This window comes from Actinophytocola sp. NPDC049390, from assembly GCF_044466355.1.
Classification (GTDB): domain Bacteria; phylum Actinomycetota; class Actinomycetes; order Mycobacteriales; family Pseudonocardiaceae; genus Actinophytocola.
The window spans coordinates 247510-266630 of the sequence record NZ_JBITMQ010000010.1; the positions used below are offsets into that span (position 1 = coordinate 247510).

Genomic DNA, 19121 nt, shown 5'->3' on the forward strand with positions numbered 1-19121 from the left:
CAAGGATGTCCGTGCCCGAACGCGGTGTGATGCTCAGGGGTGCATCAGGCTCTCCGAAGGGATGTACCGGACATGACAGCCGCCAGGAGCGTGCCGACGAACGGCCACCCGTCCCCACCGGAACCGGGGCTGACCGAGGACGCGGTCGTCGCCCGCGCGGAGCGGATCGCGGCGACACTCGTCGACCGGCAGGCCGAGACCGAGCAGCGCGGGTACTACGCACTGGACACGCACAACGAGTTCCTCGGCGCCGGCCTGTACCGGCTCCTGGTGCCCCGGCGCTACGGCGGCTACGAGTTCGGTCTGGACACCAGCGTGCGCGTGGTGTCCGCACTCGCACGCGGCTGCCCGTCGACCGCCTGGATGTACGCGTTCGGCGCGACACACGCGCTCATCGCCGCCACGCTGTTCGGCGAGGAGGCGCAGGACGAGCTGTTCGCCGGTGGCGACTTCATCTGCCCGGCCACGGTCGCGCCGGTCGGGTTCGCGGAGCCTGCCGACGACGGCGGCTGGATCGTCGACGGCGTGCACGCCTACTGCTCCGGCTCGCCGTATGCCAACCACTTCATCGGCCACACCCTGGTGGCGGGCGAGGACGGCGAGCCCCCGGCGCCGATGATGTTCACCGTGCCGAGGACACAGTGGACACGGCTGGACGACTGGGGCGCGCAGCTCGGCCTGAAGGGCAGCGGCTCGCACAGCATCGCGATCGAGAAGGTGCACGTGCCGGCGCACCGTGCGCTGCCCGGCACGCACATGGGCCTGACGAGCGTCGTCGACGGCACGTCCGGCCGCGAGCTGCACGGCAACCCCCTGTACGGCGGCGGGGTGCTGAGCTCCCTGCAGTTCCAGCTCGGCGCGCTGGCGGTCGGCATGGCCACCGGCGCCCTGGACGCCTACGCCGACCTGATGCGCAGCCGCCACACCACGTTCCCGCCGATCACCCTCCGCACGGAGAACCCGGACTACCAGACCCACTACGGCGAGGCCGCGGGCCGGATCGCCGCCGCGGCCGCCGCGCTGCGCGACGCGGTGCGGCAGTGGGACGAGGCGGCACGGCGCGGGCCGCAGGCGTGCACCCGCGAGCTGGACCTGCGGCTGTCCGTTATCACCCGCGAGGCCATCCGCCTGTCCTGGAGCGCGGTGTCCGAGCACCTGTTCCCCACCGCGGGGTCGAGCGCGGTGCGCGCGGGCGCACGCATCGAGCGCGTCTGGCGGGACATGTCGACCCAGCACAGCCACGCCGGGGTGAGTGTCTTCCTGGCGACCGTGGCCAACCGCCAGCTCGCCGAGCTGGTCTTCGACGTGGCGGGGCGGTGATCAGATGACCGAGCAGACCCGGCCGCTCACCGGCGCCGAGTACATCGAGAGCCTTCGCGACGACCGCGCCATCTACCTCTACGGCGAGCGCGTCAAGGACGTGACCGAGCACCCCGCGTTCCGCAACCCGGTGCGGATGACCGCGCGGCTCTACGACGCGCTGCACGATCCCGCACACCGCGACGTGCTGACCACGGCCACCGACGCGGGCGGTCCCGGCGGCTACACCCACCGCTTTTACACCACCCCGCACAACGCGGACGACCTGGTGGCCGACCAGCAGGCGATCGCGGCGTGGTCGCGGCTGAGCTACGGCTGGATGGGCCGCAGCCCCGACTACAAGGCGTCGTTCCTCGGCACGCTCGGCGCGAACGCCGAGTTCTACAACCCCTTCGCCGACAACGCGCGCCGCTGGTACCGGGAGTCTCAGGAGAAGGTCCTGTACTGGAACCACGCGATCGTGCACCCGCCGGTGGACCGACACCGGCCGCCGGACGAGGTCGCCGACGTGTTCGTCCACGTGGAACGCGAGACCGACGCCGGCGTGATCGTCAGCGGTGCGAAGGTCGTGGCGACCGGCTCGGCGCTGACCCACTACAACTTCATCGCGCACTACGGGCTGCCCATCAAGGACCGCAAGTTCGCGCTCGTGGCCACCGTGCCGATGGACTCCCCCGGCATGAAGCTGATCTGCCGCCAGTCCTACACGGCCGCGTCCGCGCTGACCGGCAGCCCGTTCGACTACCCGCTGTCCTCCCGGCTGGACGAGAACGACACCATCCTGGTGCTGGACAAGGTGCTCATCCCGTGGGAGAACGTGTTCATCTACGGCGACGTGGCCAAGGTCGGCATGTTCACCGGGCAGTCGGGCTTCATCGAGCGGTTCACCTTCCACGGCTGCACCCGGCTCGCCGTGAAGTTCGAGTTCCTCGCCGGGCTGCTCGCCAAGGCGCTGGACATCACCGGCGTCAGCGACTTCCGCGGCGTGCAGTCACGGCTCGGCGAGGTGCTCGCCTGGCGGAACCTGTTCTGGGGGCTGTCCGACGCGGCCGCGCGCAACCCGGTGCCGTGGCGCAACGGGGCGGTGCTGCCCAACCCGCGCTACGGCATGGCGTACCGCTGGTTCTCCCAGCTCGGTTACGCGCGGATCCGCGAGATCGTCCTGCAGGACGTCGCGAGTGGACTCGTCTACCTGAACTCGAGCGCGAAGGACTTCCGGAACCCGGAGGTCCGGCCCTATCTGGACAAGTACCTGCGCGGCTCGCACGGCGTCGACTCGGTCGAGCGGGTCAAGGTGATGAAGCTGTTGTGGGACGCGGTCGGCACCGAGTTCGGCGGGCGGCACGAGCTCTACGAGCGGAACTACGCGGGCAACCACGAGAACACCCGGGTGGAGCTGCTGTTCGGGCAGATGGGCGACGGGCAGTTGGACGGGTACAAGGAGCTCGTCGACCAGTGCCTCGCCGAGTACGACCTGGACGGCTGGCAGGTGCCGGACCTGGAGTCGTTCAACGAACTCGGCGAGCTCGGCCGCGGCATGCTGGCCACCGAGTGACGTCCACGTAATCGAAACCCTCAACGGATGGGCGGCCCCAAAATCGACCTCCTTGATCGAAGATAATTATCATGCCATTTAAAGGTGTGTTTTGCAGCGCATGCAGTGATACGCATGCCGAACAGATCTGATGCGACCCTGAATTCGTGAGCAGACCAGCGGGAAAACGCTGGCCCGGCAATCGACAAGGAGAGCGGAATGAATCTGTCGGCGGCGGGACCGATCGCGCCCATGGGCGGGCACCAGATGATGGTCTTCGTGACCCTGATCGCGCTGCTGCTCGGGACCGCACTGGCGCTCGGCGGGCTGGCGCGGCGCTTCGGTCTGCCCTCGGTCATCGGGGAGCTGTGCGCGGGTGTGCTGGTCGGGCCGTCGGTCGTCGGGCACCTCACGCCGGAACTGTCGTCGTGGTTACGGCTGGACCAGGCGGCACAGCTGCACCTGGTCGACGCGGTGGGCTACCTCGGGGTGCTGCTGCTGGTCGGGGTGACCGGCATCGGTGTCGACGTCGGGCTGCTGCGCCGCCGGGCGGGGATGACGCTCTGGGTGAGCGCCACCGCGCTGGTCATCCCGCTGGTGTGCGGTGTCGCCGTCGGTTTCGTGCTGCCGCTGGAGATCGTCGGCGCCGGCGCCGACCGCGTTTCGTTCGCCGCGTTCGTCGGCGTCGCGCTGTGTGTGAGCGCGGTGCCGGTCATCGCGAAGACGTTGCTGGACCTGCGGTTGCTCCACCGTGACATCGGCCAGCTGATCATCGGCAGCGCGACGGTCTCGGACCTGGTCGGCTGGCTCCTGCTGTCGGTGGTGTCCGCCATGGCGACGGTCGGCGTGCGCGCGTCGAACGTGTTGCTCCCCATCGCGTTGCTGGCGGTGGCGCTGGTGGTGTGCATGACCGTCGGGCGGGCGCTGGTCGGCCGGACGTTGCGCGCCGCCGTCCGCACCCGGGACTCGGGCGTCGTCATCGCCACGATCGTGCTGCTGGTGTTCGTGTTCGCCGCGGGCACTCACGCGCTCGGCCTGGAGGCGGTGCTCGGCGCGCTGATCGGCGGCGTGGTGATCGGGTCGTCGAAGTGGCTCAACCGGGAGATGCTGGCCCCGCTGCGGACCTTCGTCACCGCGGTGCTCGCGCCGCTGTTCTTCGCCACCGCCGGCCTGCGCATGGACCTCACGGCGCTGACCCGGCCGGAGGTACTCGGCACGGCCGGGCTCGTGCTGGTCGTCGCGATCGCCGCCAAGCTCGCGGGCGCCTACCTCGGCGCCCGCGCCGCGCGCCTGGGGCACTGGGAGGCGATGGCACTCGGCGCGGGCCTGAACGCGCGCGGCGCCATCGAGGTGATCATCGCGATCGTGGGGTTGCAGCTGGGCGTGCTGTCGACGGCGATGTACACCGTCATCGTCCTGGTCGCGATCGTCACCTCGCTGCTCGCCCCGCCGATGTTGCGCAGGTCGGTCCGGCACCTCGAGGTGACCGAGGAGGAGGTGGCGCGCGGTCGCTGGCTGGGCGGCGCCGGGCACGAACACGGTGGTGAACGCGGAAACGACCACAGGGACGACGGCGACGACCAGGTCCGGCCGATGCGTGCCGCGTAACGAGGACGCACGTGACGAGGCCCGCGCCGTGGCGCGGGCCTCGTCAGGCGTTGTCAGCCGGTCAGACCCGCACGGGCGACGGCGCGGCGGGCAGCTGGAACACCTCGACGAACATGTCCAGCAGCGACGGGTCGCCCGTCACCGTCACCTGCCGGGAGGCGAGGGCGTCCTCGGTGCTCACCGCACGGCTGAGCAGGCTCTTGAGCTCCGTGTCCGACTCGATGATGACGTCGGCCTCCGGCAGCGAACCCGCGTTGACCGTGAGCTCACCGTGGTCGACCACGGCGTGCACCACGACCTCGCCGAGGCGCACCTCGAAGCTCGCCTTGCGGTCGGCCGCCGCGTCGGCGCGGAACGTCGAGCGCAACGCCATCACCACCGAGTCCTCGGTGAGGATGTCCTCCGGACGCGGGGCGGCCAGCGCCATCGCACCCCACCGGCTCAGCGCGAGCATGACGTCCTCGACCGACCGGCCGTACTCGGTGAGCTCGTAGACGGTCTGGTCCTGCTCCCGCATGGGGTCCTGCCTGCGGACCACGCCGCTGTACTCCATCTCCCGCAGGCGGGTCTCGAGCACGTTGGCCGAGATCCGCGGCAGGCCTGCACGCAGGTCGGCCACCGTTTTCGGGCTCACCAGCAGATCACGCAGGATAAGCAGGCTCCACCGTTCGCCGATCATCTCGGCGGCCCGGGAAAGGCCGCAGTACTGCCCGTACGTGCCGTGCATGATGTTCTGCAGCTCAGTTACCACGGTCTCCAACTGGGTCGGTTCCGCGGAGTTGGTGGTGAGTTGGAAGAGGTCACTCGAAATGGTGACACCGTCGGCGTTCATGACAACTTTCCAATCGCTGCCAGCCATGCGGGTCCCTCCTGTCTGCTCTGTTCCGCCATGATCGAGCACGACCGGCACGGGACGCACCTTCTGGTTTGCCGTGTTTCGTCGCCGACGCCAGAGTCAGTCGTGCAGTACGCGCAGCCAGATGTGTGTGGATTTCTCGCTCTCGGCGAGCCTGGTCCGCTCGAGCCGGATCCGCTGGTCACCGAGGTCGTCGAACAACCTGGCGCCGGCACCGAGCAACACCGGCTCGATGTGCAGGAGCAGCTCGTCCACCAAGCCGGCCCGCAGCGCCTGGTTGGCGGTACTCGCACCACCCATGAGGTAGACCTTCTTGTCGCCCGCGGCTTCTTTCGCCATGGTGACCGCGGTCGTCACGTCCGGCACGAACGTGAAGGTGGTCTCGCCGGCCACCCGGACCTCCTGCGGCCGGTGCGTCGGCACGAACACCGGGCGCCGGAACGGCGGGTTCTCCCCCCAGCCGTGGGTGTGGTCGTAGACCGTGCGGCCGGCGACGACCGCGCCGGTGCTCTCCATCACCTCGTCGCGCATCCACCGCTCACCACCCGGGCGGATGATGTCCCCGGCATTGCCGAGCGGATTCTCCACAGTCGGGTCTTTTCCGGTGATGTACCCGTCCAGGGACATTGACAGAACGATCTGCACCGCACCCATTCCTGCCTCCTTCTCGTCATACGGCTTCGTGCCGACGACAGTAGCCCAAGCGCCTTCGCGGCAGTAATCGGAACACCACGGATGGGCGATGGGATAGTTTCCGGCTCGAAATACCGCATTCTGGAAGATGCCGTGTCGTGTTCCCCGGTCGACGATGAGGATGCGGAGACCGCTGGGCAGTCCGGTGGTCGCGACGAGTGACAGGACGTGGTCGGCCCGCGCGTGTGTCGGCCGTGCGGTCCTGTCTAGGAGGTATTGTGAGCGAGGCTGTCGTCAACTCCAACGGCCAGAGTGCGCTGCCGGGGGTCGTTGCCGGGACTTGGGTCATCGATCCCGCTCACTCGAACGTCGGGTTCTCCGTGCGGCACCTGATGAGTCGAGTACGGGGTAGGTTCACCGAGTTCGCGGGTGAGATCACCGTCGGCGAAACGCCGGAGCTGTCCCGTGCGTCGGTGACCATCGAGCTGGCCTCGGTGACCACGGGCAATGACATGCGTGACAACCACTTGCGCACCAAGGACTTCTTCGACGTCGAGCAGACCCCGAAGATGACGTTCACCAGCACGGGTATCCGCTCGGTCGACGGTGCCTGGGTGCTCAGCGGTGATCTGACCATCCGGGACGTGACCAAGGGCGTGGACATCGCGCTGGAGTTCCTCGGCGTTGACCCGACGGGACTACAGGGCGAGCAGCGCATCGGTTTCGACGGCCGCACGTCGATCACCCGCAGCGACTTCGGCGTCAGCTTCGGGGTGGCGACCGAGGGCAGCAAGGTGGTCATCGGCGACAAGGTCGACATCCACCTCGAGATCGAGGCCGCGTTGAGCGAATGACCGCGACGTGACGTCGGAGGGTATTGCGGCCGTGGGAACGGTTCTTCTCGACATGTCGGTGTCGTTGGACGGGTTCGTCGCGGGACCGGAAGATGACGTGGCGCGCCTGCACCGTTGGGTGTTCACCGGTGCGGGCACGGAGAACATGCGCTTCAGCGACGAGCTGCTCGAGGTGCTCGACGACATCGACGCCGGTGCGGTCGTCGCGGGCAGGCGGACGTTCGACCTGGCCAGTGGCTGGGGCGGAAACCCGGCCATCAAGGTGCCCCACGTCATCGTGTCGCACGACGTCCCCGACGAGGTCGCGAGCGGCGTGTGGACGAGCTTCGTGGTCGAGTCGGGTGTCGAGGCCGCGGTGGCACGGGCGCGAGACCTGGCCGGAGGCCGCACGGTGTACGTGCTCGGCGGTGCTGACATGGCCCAGCAGTGTCTCAACGCCGGCCTGCTGGACGAGCTGCAACTGCACGTCGTGCCCGTGTTGCTCGGCAAGGGCATCCGGTTGTTCGAACACCTCGAGGCCCAGACAGAGCTACGGCTCGTCTCGGCCGTGCCCGGCGCCGAGACCGTTCGACTGCGATACGAAGTCGTCAACTGACCAAAACAACCACCGCGAGTCGCGTCCCCAGGCATACCGAGTTGTGAGTTTCCTGCAGTTCCACCGATCAGGAGGTGTGCACGAAACGACAACTCGAGGTGTCCGAGAACGCGACTCGCGGTGGTTGCGGGCGTGACTCGCGGGTCTGCTGGTGGAAGGGGCCAGGGCATGGTGAACGTGGATGACCGGCACGGCGACGTGTCCCGGCGGGACCGGTTGGCCGGGAGCATGACCGGGTGGCATGGCTTGCTGGTGCTGCTTGCCGTCGGTGTGGCGGGCGCGTTCCTTCTCATGTATCCGCGCGCGTTTCTCGGCGTCGACTTCGACGTCTACCGGGGCGCGGCGGCCGCGGTGCTGAATGGCGACCCGCTGTACGGCTTCGCCTCGCCGTTGCAGCTTCCGTTCACCTACCCACCGATCGCGGCCGTGCTGTTCGGGCCGCTGGCCCTCCTGCCAGCCACCGTCGCGGCGGGCTTCTGGGCGCTGATCTCGGTGCTGGCCATGGAGATGCTGATCTGGTCGCTGCTCGGTCCGCTCGGGGTCACCGACCGGGCGGCGCGCATCCGGTGGACGGCGGTCGCCAGCCTGGTCATGCTGCCGCTGGCGCCGGTGACGTTCAACCTGTGGATCGGTCAGATCAACCTGATCCTGCTGCTGGTGATCGTCGACCTGGCCTGCGTGACCGGCCGGTTTCGCGGTGTCGGCGTGGGAATCGCGGCGGGCATCAAGCTGACACCACTCATCTTCGTTCCGTACCTGCTGTTCACCCGCGACCGGCGAGCAGCCGGCACCGCGACGCTGACCTTCGGCGCCACCATCGTCGCCGGTTTCCTGGTGCTGCCCAGGGATTCCGTGCGGTACTGGTTCACCGACCTGTGGGACTTCTCGCGGGTGACGGACATCCCGGACGACGAGGTCGCACGAACCCTGAACGCCTCCATCCGCGGCGTGCTCGACCGGCTGCAGATCCCGCACGCCAGCGCGGTCTGGCTGGTGCTCGCGGCCCTGGTCGGGATCGCCGGGCTCGCGGTGGCGATCCGGGCAAGTCGCCGCGGGCACGAGCCGGCAGGCATTCTGGCGTGCGCCGTCGCCGGACTGCTGGTCTCACCGGTCTCCTGGATATTCCACTGGGTGTGGTGCATCCCGTTGCTGTTGCTGTGGGCCGTCCGGGCCTGGCGACACAACCTCCCGAAGGAGAAGGCCGGCATCGTCCTGGTGTGGCTGGCGCTCGCGGCGTCCTCCTGCTGGATCGTCCTGCAAACGCTCAGGGCACCCCACCCCGACGGCATGGCCACACTGTTCGGCAACTACCTGTACGTTCTCATCGGCGCCGGCGCCCTCGGCGCGCTCGCGCTGCTCCCCCGGCCCGCGGAACCACAGGTTCACTCGATCGAGTGAACCTGTGGTCAGGTATGACACTCTCTCAGCTTGCCGCGGCGTCCCGAACCAAGCCCGACCAGTCGGGCGACGTCTGCTGGAAACGGATCCGCTCGGCGGCGCGCGCCGCGAGGTCCGTCGCGGTCGCGGCGTCGGCGGCCCGGGCGACGACGCTGCCGGCCCGGTCACGCGAACTGCGAACCTCCCGGATCGTGTCACCGGGGGCCACGTCGAGGTAGACGCCGACCACCCCGGGCTGGGCGCGGGCCTCGTCGACACCGGTGATCGCGCCAACGGCACCAGGTGGCGGGGTCATGAAATGAATGGCCGCCGCGCCGCGGGCGGTTGGGGCGGCCGCCCACGGCTCGACCTTCCGGGTGGCCCAGGCCAGCCCGTGCTTGATCACGTCCACGCCGTGAACCAGCTCGACGAGATCGGTGATCCGGTCACCACCCTGACGGTTGTGCGATTCGACGATCCTCGGGCCCGCGCTGGTCAGCTTCAGCTCGGTGTGCGAGGGCCCGTCCCGGTGCCCCACCGCGTTCAGCAACGCGGTGACCTGACCGGTGATGGCCAGCACCGCGTCCTCGGGGACCGGCGCGGGCACCACGTGTCCGACCTCGACGAAGTTGGGCAGGGTGGTCTTGGCGGTCAGCGCCACGATGTGGTGGCGGCCAGGGCCGAAGCTGAACGCCTCGACGCTGATCTCAGGACCGGACAGGTACTCCTCGACGAGCATGCGGCGCAGACCGAGACCTTCCGCGACCGACCAGGCCGAGGCGACGTCCTCCGGTCCGTCCACACGGGACACCCCGACGCTGGCAGAGGCGTCGACCGGCTTGACGATCACCGGGAAGCCGTGCTCGGCGCCGAACCGGCGGATCCCGTCCTGCCCGGTGACGACGGCCGCGGCCACCGGGCTCAGGCCGAGCCCGTTCAGCAGCCCGCGCATCCGGGCCTTGTCCTTGAGCAGGCGGACCGAGCTCACCGGGTTGCCGCCCAACCCGAACAGCTCGTTGACCCTGGCCGCGGCCAGCATCCCGGCCTCGGTCACGGAGACGGCTCGGTCGAACGGCAGGCGCCGGTGCAGGTCGCGCGCCGCGGCCAGCACCTCGGCCGTGTCGTCGTAGTCGACCACGCGCAACTCGGCGACCAGCGGCCGGTAGCTCTCGTCGTGGTCGGTTGGCCGCTGCAGCAACAGCGGCTCGATGCCGAGGTCGTGGGCGCGGCGCATGGTCTGCCGGGAGCCGCCGAAAAGAAGTACACGGGAACTCATCGTCATGCCGCCTTCGCCGGGCTGACAGTCAGGGTGAACGCGCGTTCCAGCGCGGCGATCGTCGCGGGCACCGCCGCCTCGGTGGGCGCACGGAGGAACACCACGCCTGCGTTGATCCCGGAGCTGATCTCGTCCGACACCACGGTGCCGGGCTCCACCAGCCGCCGCACGCCGACCACGCCGGGCAGCGCGGTCAGTTCGGTGGCCGGGGTCACGTACTCGACCCGGCCGGCTCGCGCAGGCAGCATGCAGGCGATCACCACATCGCCGGAATCGGTTGGGACGCAAGCAGGTTCGCGGCCGACGGAGACGTCGATCAGCGCCTGCCAGAGGTCCACGCCGTGCCGGAGGCGAACCATCTCGCCGATCCCGCCCGCCCCCGGCCGGGCGCTGATCTCGCCGATCAGGAAGCCGTCGCCGGTACGGAGGACCTCGAGGTGGGTGACCCCGTCGCGCAGGCCGAGCGCCGCCACCGCGGCCCGGTGCAGTTCGGTGACCGGCGCCAGGTCGGGACTGTCGGCTGGCAGTGTGTACGAGCCGGCGATGCGGCCGCGGCGCACCAGCGGCGGCAGCACGTAGCGGGAGACCGAGGCGAACCGGACCGTGCCGTCGCTGACGACCCCGTCGCAGTGGAACTCCGCCTCGACGTCGACGAACCGCTCCAGAATGAGCGGGTACCGGCAGTCGCGCAGCCCGGCCGCGTGCGGCGAGGAGAGCAACTCGGTGAACGCGGCCCGGTCGGCGAGCACGTGGGTGTCCCGCGAGGCGGCTCCGATCACCGGTTTGACCACGACCGGCCAGCCCAGTTCGGTCGCCCGCCGCGGCAGGTCGACGAGGCTGCCGAGCGCGGCGAACGGGGCCACCGGCAGCCCGGCCGCGGCCAGCGCGCGCTTCATCGCGTACTTGTTGGAGAACCGGTTGGCGGTGTCGTAACCGGTGCCGGGCAGACCGAGCAACGAGCGCACGTAGCCGGCCGGTTGGAGGCCGCGCTCGGACGGCGCGACCACGTGGTCGATCGGCGTGGTGCGGATCAGCTCGACCACGGCGTCCCGCACCTGGCGCAGGTCGGTGACGTCGTCGACGAGCACCATCGGCGTCTCGGGGCGGTAGTGCCGCGCGTACTCGGGGTGGGTGAGCACGGTGAGCCGGATCTCCGGGTCGGTCTCCAGCGACTCGATCGGCTCGGTGCTCACAGTGTTGATCAGCAGTGTGTGGAGCACGGTCAGCTCACCTCGATCGTCTGTGGCGCGCGGGCTTCCTCGAACCGCACGGTCTTGCCGGACACGCTGGCCCAGCCGACGGCACCGTCGACCAGAGCGGCGCTGGCCCGCACGGTCCCGCCGGGCGTGCACAGGACCAGCTCGCCCAGCCCCATCCCGGCTCGGTCGCGGAGTATCGCGGGGACGGTGCCGCCCACCTCGGCGGCGACCGCGAGGCAGCAGGCGCCGGTCAGCCCGAGGCTCGGGTGCCAACTCGGCACCGTGACCGCCCGCACCGCCAGTTCGCCCGGCCGGTACTGACCGAGCGCGGCGATCTTTGGGAACGCCCCGTCCGGTGCCCAGCCCAGCACCTCGGCCGCGCACTCCCGGACCACCCGCAACCGCTCGAGCAGGTCGGTGTCGGCGGCGAACAACGCGGCCTGGTCGGTGACCCCCAGGTCGGCCGCCGCCACGAGGACGTACGGGTTGGCCCAGTCCACGAAGGACACCTCGAGCCTGCCGAGCGGCGTGCGCAGGGTGGTGAGCGGCGCACCGGTGGGCAGCAGCCCGGCCACCGGGCGCGGCCGCGTGCTCAGCAGGTGCACGGTGAACTCCGCGACCCGCTGGCTGAGCTGGTCGACCTCGCCGACCACCAGGTCGTCGTTGTTGATCACGTTGACCCGGACCCGCGCCCCCGGGTAGAGCGGCACCCAGCCCATCCGCGTGGCGGCGGTGATCGCGACGAGCATCGAGTGGCCACAGTTCCCGCGTAGGTCCAGGCGGTTCCAGTGCGGGTCGAGACACTGCACGAACCGGTAGTCGAGGTCGTAGAGCGGGTTGGCGGACGGCGAGATCAACGCGATCTTCATGGCCCCGGCCCACCGGTCCGACTGGTGCCTGCAGCGCACCGCGGCGAGCGCCGCGGTCAGCTCTGCCGGATCCTCCGGCAGCTGCCGCCGGTCCAGAACCACTGTGGGACAGGGACTTCCGTCTGCCTGGCCGACATAGGGCCTCATAACGAACCTCCCCGGCCGCGGATCACACCGCGGGCCACTTCCGCGGCGGCCATCAGCCCGGCGGCGAGCAGCAGCAGACCCCAGGTCCCGACACCGACCACGGCGGTGATGATCACCGGACCGGCCATGCTCTGCACGCTGCTCCCCATCCCGAGCACGGACAGGTAGCTGGCCCGGCGCTGTTCGGGCGCGAGGGCGTAGCCCGCGCTCCAGGCCGCCGCCGCCTGCAGCATCTCGCCGAACGTCAGCGCGATCACGGCGAGCACGAGCAGCGCGACCGCCACCGCCCCGGCCTGGTACCCGGAGGCCACCAGCAGCACGCAGCAGACCGCGAGGGAGAGCCCCGCCCGGCGAAACGCCGTGCCGCTGCCGGGCAACGTGGTCGCCGTCGCGCTGACCGGGACCTGCAGTGCCACGGCCAGCACCGTGTTCAGCACGAACACCGCGGCCACCACGACCGGCGGCATGCTGGTGTGCAGCAGGATCCACAGCGGCACGCCGACGGCGAGCAGCGTGGTGTGCAGCTGCAGGATCCCGTTGCCCGCCGTGATGATTAGGAAAGGTATGTCCCGCAACGCATCCAGCGCGCGGGCACTCCCCGCCCGGCGGGTGGAACCGACTGTGGGCAACCGGCGGACCAGGAACGCGGAGACCACGAAGCTCGCCGCGTTGACCAGGATCAACGCCACGTACGCGGTCCGGGTGTCGACGCCGATCGCACCGGCCGCGAGCAACCCGCCGACCGCGAACCCGGCGTTCTGCACGGCCCTCAGGTAGCCCATCGTGGTGACTCGCTGTTCGGCGCCCACCGCGTCACCGACCAGCGTCTGCAACACCGGGACGGTGCTCCCGGCCGCGACCGCGACCAGACCACCCACCAGGACGAAGCCGGTGAACGACTCGATGAGCGTGTACGCCGCGAGCGCGAACGCCCGGTAGATGTGCAGGCCGACAAGCACCCGGCGGGCGCCGAACCGGTCGGCGAGCAGGCCGACCGGGTACCCGGCGAGCAGCCCCACCAAGCCCGCGATGGCGAGCCCTGCGCCGACCTCGGCCGCGGAAAGCCCGACCTCGCGGGTGAAGAACACCACCGATCCGGCAAGGAAAAGCCCCCGCCCCACCGCGTCCACGGTGATGCTGGTGGCCAGGATCCGCCCGGCCCGGCCACCAGGCGGACGGACCACCCCGCCGAGCCGGCCGGTCAGCCGAACGGCAGCCATCGGCCACCGCCTTCCTGCCTGACCTTCCGCTCGACCGCGCCGGCGATGGCGAGGTCCGCGATGGCCATGCCGAACGGGTTGACGAGCACCACGTCGTCGCGGGCGGCCCGGCCGGGGTGGGCCCCGATGAGGATCTCGCCGAGCTCGGCGTCGATCCGACGCGCCGGGACCGCGGGCGCCTGCTCGTGTGGCCCGTAGATCTCGCCCCCGCGCAGCATCCGGCCGAGCAGCCTGCGGTCGTCGGCGGCGACCAGACCCCAGTCGTCGACGACCACGAGCCCGGCGCCGTGCACCACGTCCGGCAACACGTCGTCCAGCGACACGTTCACCACGACCGCCCCCGGCGCGAGCCACGACATCGGCAGGTAGCCCTCGGTGGTGGTGGTCACCGGCACCACGATGTCGGCGCCGCGAACCGCCTCCTCCGCGCTGCGCACGACCCGGACGTCCCGGCCGACCGAGGCGCCGAGCGCCGCGGCCCGTTCGGGCACGCGGTCGAACAGCCGCACCTCGGTGACGTCCGGAAGTCGCGTGAGCATGAGGTTCAGGTGCGCCGCGGCCAGCGCGCCGCAGCCGACCAGAGCCACCACCCCGGTCGCGGACGCCAGTTGTTCGATCGCGCACACCGACACCGCGGCGGTCCGCAGTGCGCTGATCGCGGTGCCGTCCAGCAGGCTCCGCGGCCGGGCCGTGAGTGGGTCGAACAGCACGACCAGCCCGGCGGCCCTCGGCAGCCCGCGGTCCGGGTTGCCGAGGCTGGCGTTGATGATCTTCGTACCCGCGATGTCGGTGCCGGCCACGCCGCCTTGGACGATCCCCGGCATGTTCAGGCTGCGGCACGCCGAGCCGTCCGGGCCGGTCCACGGCAGGTACGCCTCGTCCGGCAGCACGGTCTCGCCCTTGGCGTGCAGCGCGAGGACATCGCGGATCCGGTCGACCGGGTCGATCGTGGCGAGCGCCGCCGCGACCTCCGCCGCGTCGATGTAGCACAGGCTCAACGTGTCCATGTCGGCTCCAACGCGGACAGTCCGAGCCCGGCGAGGGTCGCGGTGGTCGCCTCGGCGAACAGTTCGAGCCTGCGCACCGCCACCGTCGGGTGCTCGCCGACGTTGGCGCCGTTCATCTCGATGGGCACCGCGCGCCCGTCGTCCTGCCGGATCAGGAAGTCGACGCTGCCGTAGCAGAACGGCACCGGCGACCCGCGCTCGGCCGCTTCGGCCTCGACCGCGGTGGCCCACAGGGTGCTCGCCGCCCGGCCGAGGTCGACCAGCCGGTCGGGGCTGAGCCCGAGCGCCTCGAGGACGTCGGGCCGGGTCAGCGGAAACACCCGTGGCCCAGGCAGGTCGGTCGCGGACACGGCACCGGACACGTTGGCCAGCACCGTGTCCGCGGTGATCTCGTCCGGGCGGAACGCCTGCGCGGCGCGCCGCACCATGCCGGGCAGCGCGCGCAGCCCACCGCCTGCCGGGTCGTAGACCACGAACATCCGCACGTCGGTCACCGCGCCGTCGATCTTGCGGCCCTCGACGAACGGTGTGATGGTGACCGGGTAGGCACCCGACCCGCCGTAGCGGCCGGCGACCGTCCGGTCGAGCCGGTCCAGGCCCGCCTCGACCGCGGCCGTGTCCTCGGCATGGCCGATCACCGTGACACCGGTGCCCTGCGACGCGCCGAAGGGCCGCACCACGACGGCGTTGCCGGTCGCGCCGAGTGCGACCACCGCCTCGACCGCGTCCGCCCGGCCTGCGCTGGTGGCGTACGGCAGTGGTGCGACCCCGAGTGGCGCCAGCCGCCCCGCGAGGTCCGCGACGTGCCGCAGTTGCCGCCCCTTGAACAGGGTGAGCTGTGTGCCGTTGACCAGGTGAGTACGCGGCGGCGGCACGATCGGCTGGTAGCCGGCCGCGGTCACCGTGTCCGCCGCCAGCACGCCGTGGCGCACCAGGTGCGCCAGCGACAGCTCGTTGAGCAGGGCGGTGATCGGCCGCCCGGCCAGCGTCAGGTAACCGTCGTCCGCCACGCGCAGCTTCGGCAGGATCGTGTCGAACGGGGCGAACACCAGGACCGGGCCGGCGGGCAACTCGACCGGACCGTCCAGTCCGGACTCGGTGATGAGCTGGAACTCCGGGCTGGTGCGCAGGAAGTGGTCCGCGCAGTTCGCCCGGTCGATGATGTGCATGGTGCCGCGCGGATACGGCCAGACGACGAGCGGCTCGCCCGTGGGCGGCGCCGCGGTCGCGGCGGTGACGGGCACGAGCGACCCGGCGAGCACCCGGTCGGTCAGCTCGTCGTCCTGCCAGCGCCCGACTGTTTCCTCGTCGGTGAAGTACGCACCCAGCTGGGCGGCGCGGAACAGCGCCTCACGCATCGTCGGCTCCATTCCGGCGCACGGCGCGCCAGACCTCGGTGACGTAGGGAAGTTCGAACTGCTCTCGGCCGGCCAGCAGCGGGTGGGTGTCGACGAGCTCAGCCACCTCGGCCAGCAGTTCGCGCCGCCGGTCCGCAGGCAACGCGAGGACGTAGCCGCGGGTGCCCGCCAGGGCGAGCAACCCCGCGCGGTCGATCCGCTGGGTGTGTGTGAACGTCTGCCGGGACGGCGCGGTGAGGTCGGCGTTCTCGGCGAACGGGGGCGGGGATTCGTAGCGCGTGCTGTCCTGTGCGCCCAGCGCGATCAGCGTGCCGAACCGCGCGACCCAGTCGATGGCGTCGTCGCGGAGGTTCCAGAGCAGCGCCACCGTGCCACCCGGACGCAGCACCCGGGCGATCTCGGTGAGCGCGGACGGGCCGAACCAGTGAAACGCGTGGCCGACGAACACGGCGTCGACACTCGCGTCGGGCAGCGGGATCGCCTCGGCCGGGCCCAGCAGGGCGTGCGCCGCGGGAGCGACGCGGCGCAACTCGTCGAGCATCCGCTCGTCCGGTTCCACCGCGTGCACGGTCAGCCCCAGTGCCAGCAACGCCTCGGACACCTTGCCGGTGCCTGCCCCCAGGTCGAGCACGACCCGCGCGTCCGGCGGCAGGCCCCACCGGATCGCGGAGCCGGGATAGCCGGGCCGCACCGCCGTGTAGGTGGCGGCGGCCGTGCCGAACGAGGACGCCTGTACCTCTCTGGTCGTCATCAGAGCTCCCCACGCAGGAACAGCGGTGCGCCGCCCGGCCACGGGTCGAGCGCGCAGCCCAGCCCGTTGGCGGTCAACCAGTCGTCGTCGAAGATCGTCTGGCGGTAGCTGGACCCGCTGTCCGGGCAGAGACACACCGGGTGCCGGATCTCCGGGTGCGCCTGTAGGTAGCGCAGGCAGGCGGCCAGCACGGCGCCGCCGGATCCGCCGATCTCGATCCCGGTCTGCGCGGCGAGGCGGCGGCACGCCGCCAGCGCCGCACCGGGTTCGATCTCGATGTGCTCGTCGTACATCCACGGCCGCAGGAACTGGGACCGGACGCTCGAGCCGATACCGGTCAGCAGCCGAGGTCCGGGCGGGCCGCCGAACGCCACCGAGCCGGGGACGTCCACGCCCACCACTCGGCACCCCGGATGGTGTTCCCGGAGGTAACTGCCGACGCCGGCGAGCGTGCCACCGGTGGACACCGCGACGAACACCGCGTCCATGGCGCCACCGGCCTGCCGGGCGAGCTCCGGGCCGGTGCCGAACTCGTGGGCCCTGGGGTTGGCCGGGCAGCCGTACTGGTTGGCCCAGACCCGGTCGGTCGCGCCCTCGGTCAGCTCACGCACCCGGCGCAACCGCGAGATCAGGTAGCCGCCCGCGCCGTCGTGCTCGGTCACCATGTCGACCTCGGCGCCCAGCGCGACCATGCGGGCGAGCAGCGCAGGCGAAGTGCGCGGGTCGACGACGGCCGTGAACCGGTATCCGCGCTCGGCCGCGACACCGGCGAGCGCGACACCGAGGTTGCCCGACGTGGACTCCACGATTCGTACACCCGGCCACACCAGGCCCTGTTCCTCCAGCGCGTCCACCAGTGCGACGGCGGTCCGCGCCTTGAGGGATCCGTACCGGCTGAACGCCTCCAGCTTGAGCTGGATGGTGTCCACCCCGGTGCCGTGCACGACCGCCACGGGCACCATGGGCGTGTCCAGCGGGGTGGACACCGCCGTAGCCATCGAATCCTCCGCAGCCAGAGTCACGTCGCCCCCGTCGTCACGTAATCGTTGCTGCCCGGAAATCCGGGGCCGCATGTTCTGTGCTTGTCGCTGCCCCATGCTGTCACGCTTCCTTTCGCAATACTTCCGTGATCGTGCGGAATGCCCGTCAGGGACATGCGCCACGCATTAGGACCACAGCGGTCAAAAAACACCGGCCGGGCGGAAAACCGCCCGGCCAGTGACGCCATCGGCTATATCACAATGCCGGAACCCGGTCCGGCTCCCCGGTCCGGGGCGCGTTGTCGGCGACACGCCTGTTCTTCGGACGGCTCCAGTGCTTCATCGCCGGGAGTTCGACGAACTTGTAGAGCAGCCAGCCACAGGCCAGGTTGATGACGAACAGGGCGACGATGAGCAAGATGCCGCCGACCGTGCCGTACTCGGTGTCGCCGAACACGGCGGGCCGGATCGCGAACACGACGATCGCCTGGGTCATGAAGAACCCGAACGACACCTTGCCCAGCCACACCATCGGCCTGGTGCCGAGGAAGGTGCGGTTCCCGCTCAGGTTGGCCGACGCGAGCGCGCCGATCGTCACCGCGATCGGGACCAGCGTGACCAGCGTGATGTTGTACGGGTACGGCACCGCGAGCGCGAGCACGAGACCGCCCACGGCCAGCACGCCCACCAGCGAGAGGGGAATCCTCGGCCACCGGCCACTCATCACGATGCGCGCGACGATCATGCCGATGGCGAACTCGAACAACCGCATCGGCGGGAAGAAGTAGACGAACCAGAACTGCGGGATCGAGATGTTCTGCCACGGCGGGGTGTCCGAGAGGACCTGCCGCGAGACGACGGTGGCGACGACAAGCAGCGCCAGCACGACGCCCGCCGACAGCCACAACCTGTTCACGGGGATCCGGTTGATCGGGAGCAACATGAGCGGGAAGACGAGGTAGAACAGCATTTCCCCGTTCAGCGACCAGGCCGGACCGTTCCCGCCGCCCCAGAAGCTCGGGTCGGTGAACCACGTGTCGATGAAGAACAGGTTCAGGATGCCACCGTTCGTGGTGAACACTCCCGCGAAGAGGATCATGCAGAGCGCCCACGTCACGAGGTGGCTGGGAAAGACCTTCACCACCCGCCGCCGCCAGAAGGACGTCACCCGGTCACCGGGTTTGGCCGACCAGGCCATGACGAATCCGCTGAGCAGAAAGAAGCACGAAACGGCGACGATACCGGCCCTGAACCCGTTGTCGCCGAGGACCTTCACGAGGCCGTCGTCGGCGAACGGAGCCGCTAGATTCGGGTCACCCGGGTGCTGCGGTTTCCAGACGTGGGTGAAGAACACCAACAGTGCGGCGACAAACCGCAGACCGGTCAGCGCGGGCAGGTCCCGTTTGAGTGTGTTCGACGGCTTCACGTCGACCAGCGGTGGGGTGGCGGACAATGTCGACTCCTCTATCTCAACCTGGCCTGGACCAGGGATAAACGCCGTGCTGGCGATGTCGCCACTAAACGCATTACTATCCTC

The 19121-nt window shown here is 70.3% G+C and carries 17 protein-coding genes; 6 read left to right on the forward strand and 11 right to left on the reverse strand.

The features are described 5' to 3' along the window. Positions 1-72: 72 nt before the first annotated feature. The 3 genes from ACIBVP_RS27310 to ACIBVP_RS27320 all read left to right on the forward strand — a co-directional run bounded on the left by ACIBVP_RS27310 (position 73) and on the right by ACIBVP_RS27320 (position 4462). Entirely contained in the window at positions 73-1320 is a 1248-nt protein-coding gene (locus tag ACIBVP_RS27310; RefSeq protein WP_396109197.1) for an acyl-CoA dehydrogenase family protein, read from the forward strand. Between the two features lie 4 nt (positions 1321-1324). Beyond that, entirely contained in the window at positions 1325-2875 is a 1551-nt protein-coding gene (locus ACIBVP_RS27315; RefSeq protein ID WP_396109198.1) for a 4-hydroxyphenylacetate 3-hydroxylase family protein, read from the forward strand. Positions 2876-3073: 198 nt separating this feature from the next. Further along, positions 3074-4462 (forward strand): cation:proton antiporter, encoded by a 1389-nt coding sequence (locus ACIBVP_RS27320; protein ID WP_396109199.1) that lies wholly within the window; start codon positions 3074-3076, stop codon positions 4460-4462. Between the two features lie 61 nt (positions 4463-4523). On the opposite strand, the gene ACIBVP_RS27325 is transcribed toward ACIBVP_RS27320, so the two are convergent. Both ACIBVP_RS27325 and ACIBVP_RS27330 read right to left on the reverse strand, forming a co-directional pair. After that, entirely contained in the window at positions 4524-5321 is a 798-nt protein-coding gene (locus tag ACIBVP_RS27325; RefSeq protein WP_396109200.1) for a winged helix-turn-helix transcriptional regulator, read from the reverse strand. Positions 5322-5417: 96 nt separating this feature from the next. Beyond that, complete coding sequence (locus ACIBVP_RS27330) at positions 5418-5972, reverse strand: dihydrofolate reductase family protein (protein WP_396109201.1); 555 nt, start codon at positions 5970-5972, stop codon at positions 5418-5420. Between the two features lie 257 nt (positions 5973-6229). Here ACIBVP_RS27330 and ACIBVP_RS27335 point away from each other — a divergent pair, with 257 nt between their 5' ends. From ACIBVP_RS27335 to ACIBVP_RS27345, 3 genes are all read left to right on the forward strand, one after another. Beyond that, the gene (locus ACIBVP_RS27335; protein ID WP_396109202.1) at positions 6230-6805 is read left to right on the forward strand and encodes a YceI family protein; all 576 of its coding nucleotides are present in this window, start codon (positions 6230-6232) and stop codon (positions 6803-6805) included. Positions 6806-6836: 31 nt separating this feature from the next. Further along, complete coding sequence (locus tag ACIBVP_RS27340; protein ID WP_396109203.1) at positions 6837-7400, forward strand: dihydrofolate reductase family protein; 564 nt, start codon at positions 6837-6839, stop codon at positions 7398-7400. Positions 7401-7568: 168 nt separating this feature from the next. Then, entirely contained in the window at positions 7569-8798 is a 1230-nt protein-coding gene (locus tag ACIBVP_RS27345; RefSeq protein WP_396109204.1) for a glycosyltransferase 87 family protein, read from the forward strand. Positions 8799-8823: 25 nt separating this feature from the next. Here the strand turns inward: ACIBVP_RS27345 and ACIBVP_RS27350 are convergent, their stop codons facing one another. From ACIBVP_RS27350 to ACIBVP_RS27390, 9 genes are all read right to left on the reverse strand, one after another. After that, complete coding sequence (locus tag ACIBVP_RS27350) at positions 8824-10053, reverse strand: ATP-grasp domain-containing protein (protein ID WP_396109205.1); 1230 nt, start codon at positions 10051-10053, stop codon at positions 8824-8826. A 2-nt stretch (positions 10054-10055) separates the two neighbouring features. Further along, on the reverse strand, positions 10056-11273 hold the full coding sequence (locus tag ACIBVP_RS27355; protein WP_396109206.1) for a hypothetical protein: 1218 nt from the start codon (positions 11271-11273) through the stop codon (positions 10056-10058). A gap of 2 nt (positions 11274-11275) precedes the next feature. Beyond that, the gene (locus tag ACIBVP_RS27360) at positions 11276-12223 is read right to left on the reverse strand and encodes a PrpF domain-containing protein (protein ID WP_396109207.1); all 948 of its coding nucleotides are present in this window, start codon (positions 12221-12223) and stop codon (positions 11276-11278) included. A 41-nt stretch (positions 12224-12264) separates the two neighbouring features. Continuing rightward, entirely contained in the window at positions 12265-13488 is a 1224-nt protein-coding gene (locus ACIBVP_RS27365; RefSeq protein ID WP_396109208.1) for an MFS transporter, read from the reverse strand. Then, positions 13470-14495: an ornithine cyclodeaminase family protein gene (locus tag ACIBVP_RS27370; RefSeq protein ID WP_396109209.1), complete on the reverse strand. Its 1026-nt coding sequence runs from the start codon at positions 14493-14495 to the stop codon at positions 13470-13472. The genes ACIBVP_RS27365 and ACIBVP_RS27370 overlap by 19 nt, the downstream gene beginning before the upstream one ends. Beyond that, the gene (locus tag ACIBVP_RS27375) at positions 14483-15853 is read right to left on the reverse strand and encodes a hypothetical protein (RefSeq protein ID WP_396109210.1); all 1371 of its coding nucleotides are present in this window, start codon (positions 15851-15853) and stop codon (positions 14483-14485) included. Before ACIBVP_RS27375 ends, ACIBVP_RS27370 begins: the two co-directional genes overlap by 13 nt. Continuing rightward, positions 15846-16604 (reverse strand): class I SAM-dependent methyltransferase, encoded by a 759-nt coding sequence (locus ACIBVP_RS27380; protein ID WP_396109211.1) that lies wholly within the window; start codon positions 16602-16604, stop codon positions 15846-15848. Before ACIBVP_RS27380 ends, ACIBVP_RS27375 begins: the two co-directional genes overlap by 8 nt. Next, a complete protein-coding gene (locus tag ACIBVP_RS27385) occupies positions 16604-17602 on the reverse strand; it encodes a pyridoxal-phosphate dependent enzyme (RefSeq protein WP_396109212.1) in 999 nt (332 codons plus the stop codon). The genes ACIBVP_RS27380 and ACIBVP_RS27385 overlap by 1 nt, the downstream gene beginning before the upstream one ends. Positions 17603-17840: 238 nt before the next feature. Then, complete coding sequence (locus ACIBVP_RS27390; protein WP_396109213.1) at positions 17841-19037, reverse strand: acyltransferase family protein; 1197 nt, start codon at positions 19035-19037, stop codon at positions 17841-17843. Positions 19038-19121: the final 84 nt, after the last annotated feature.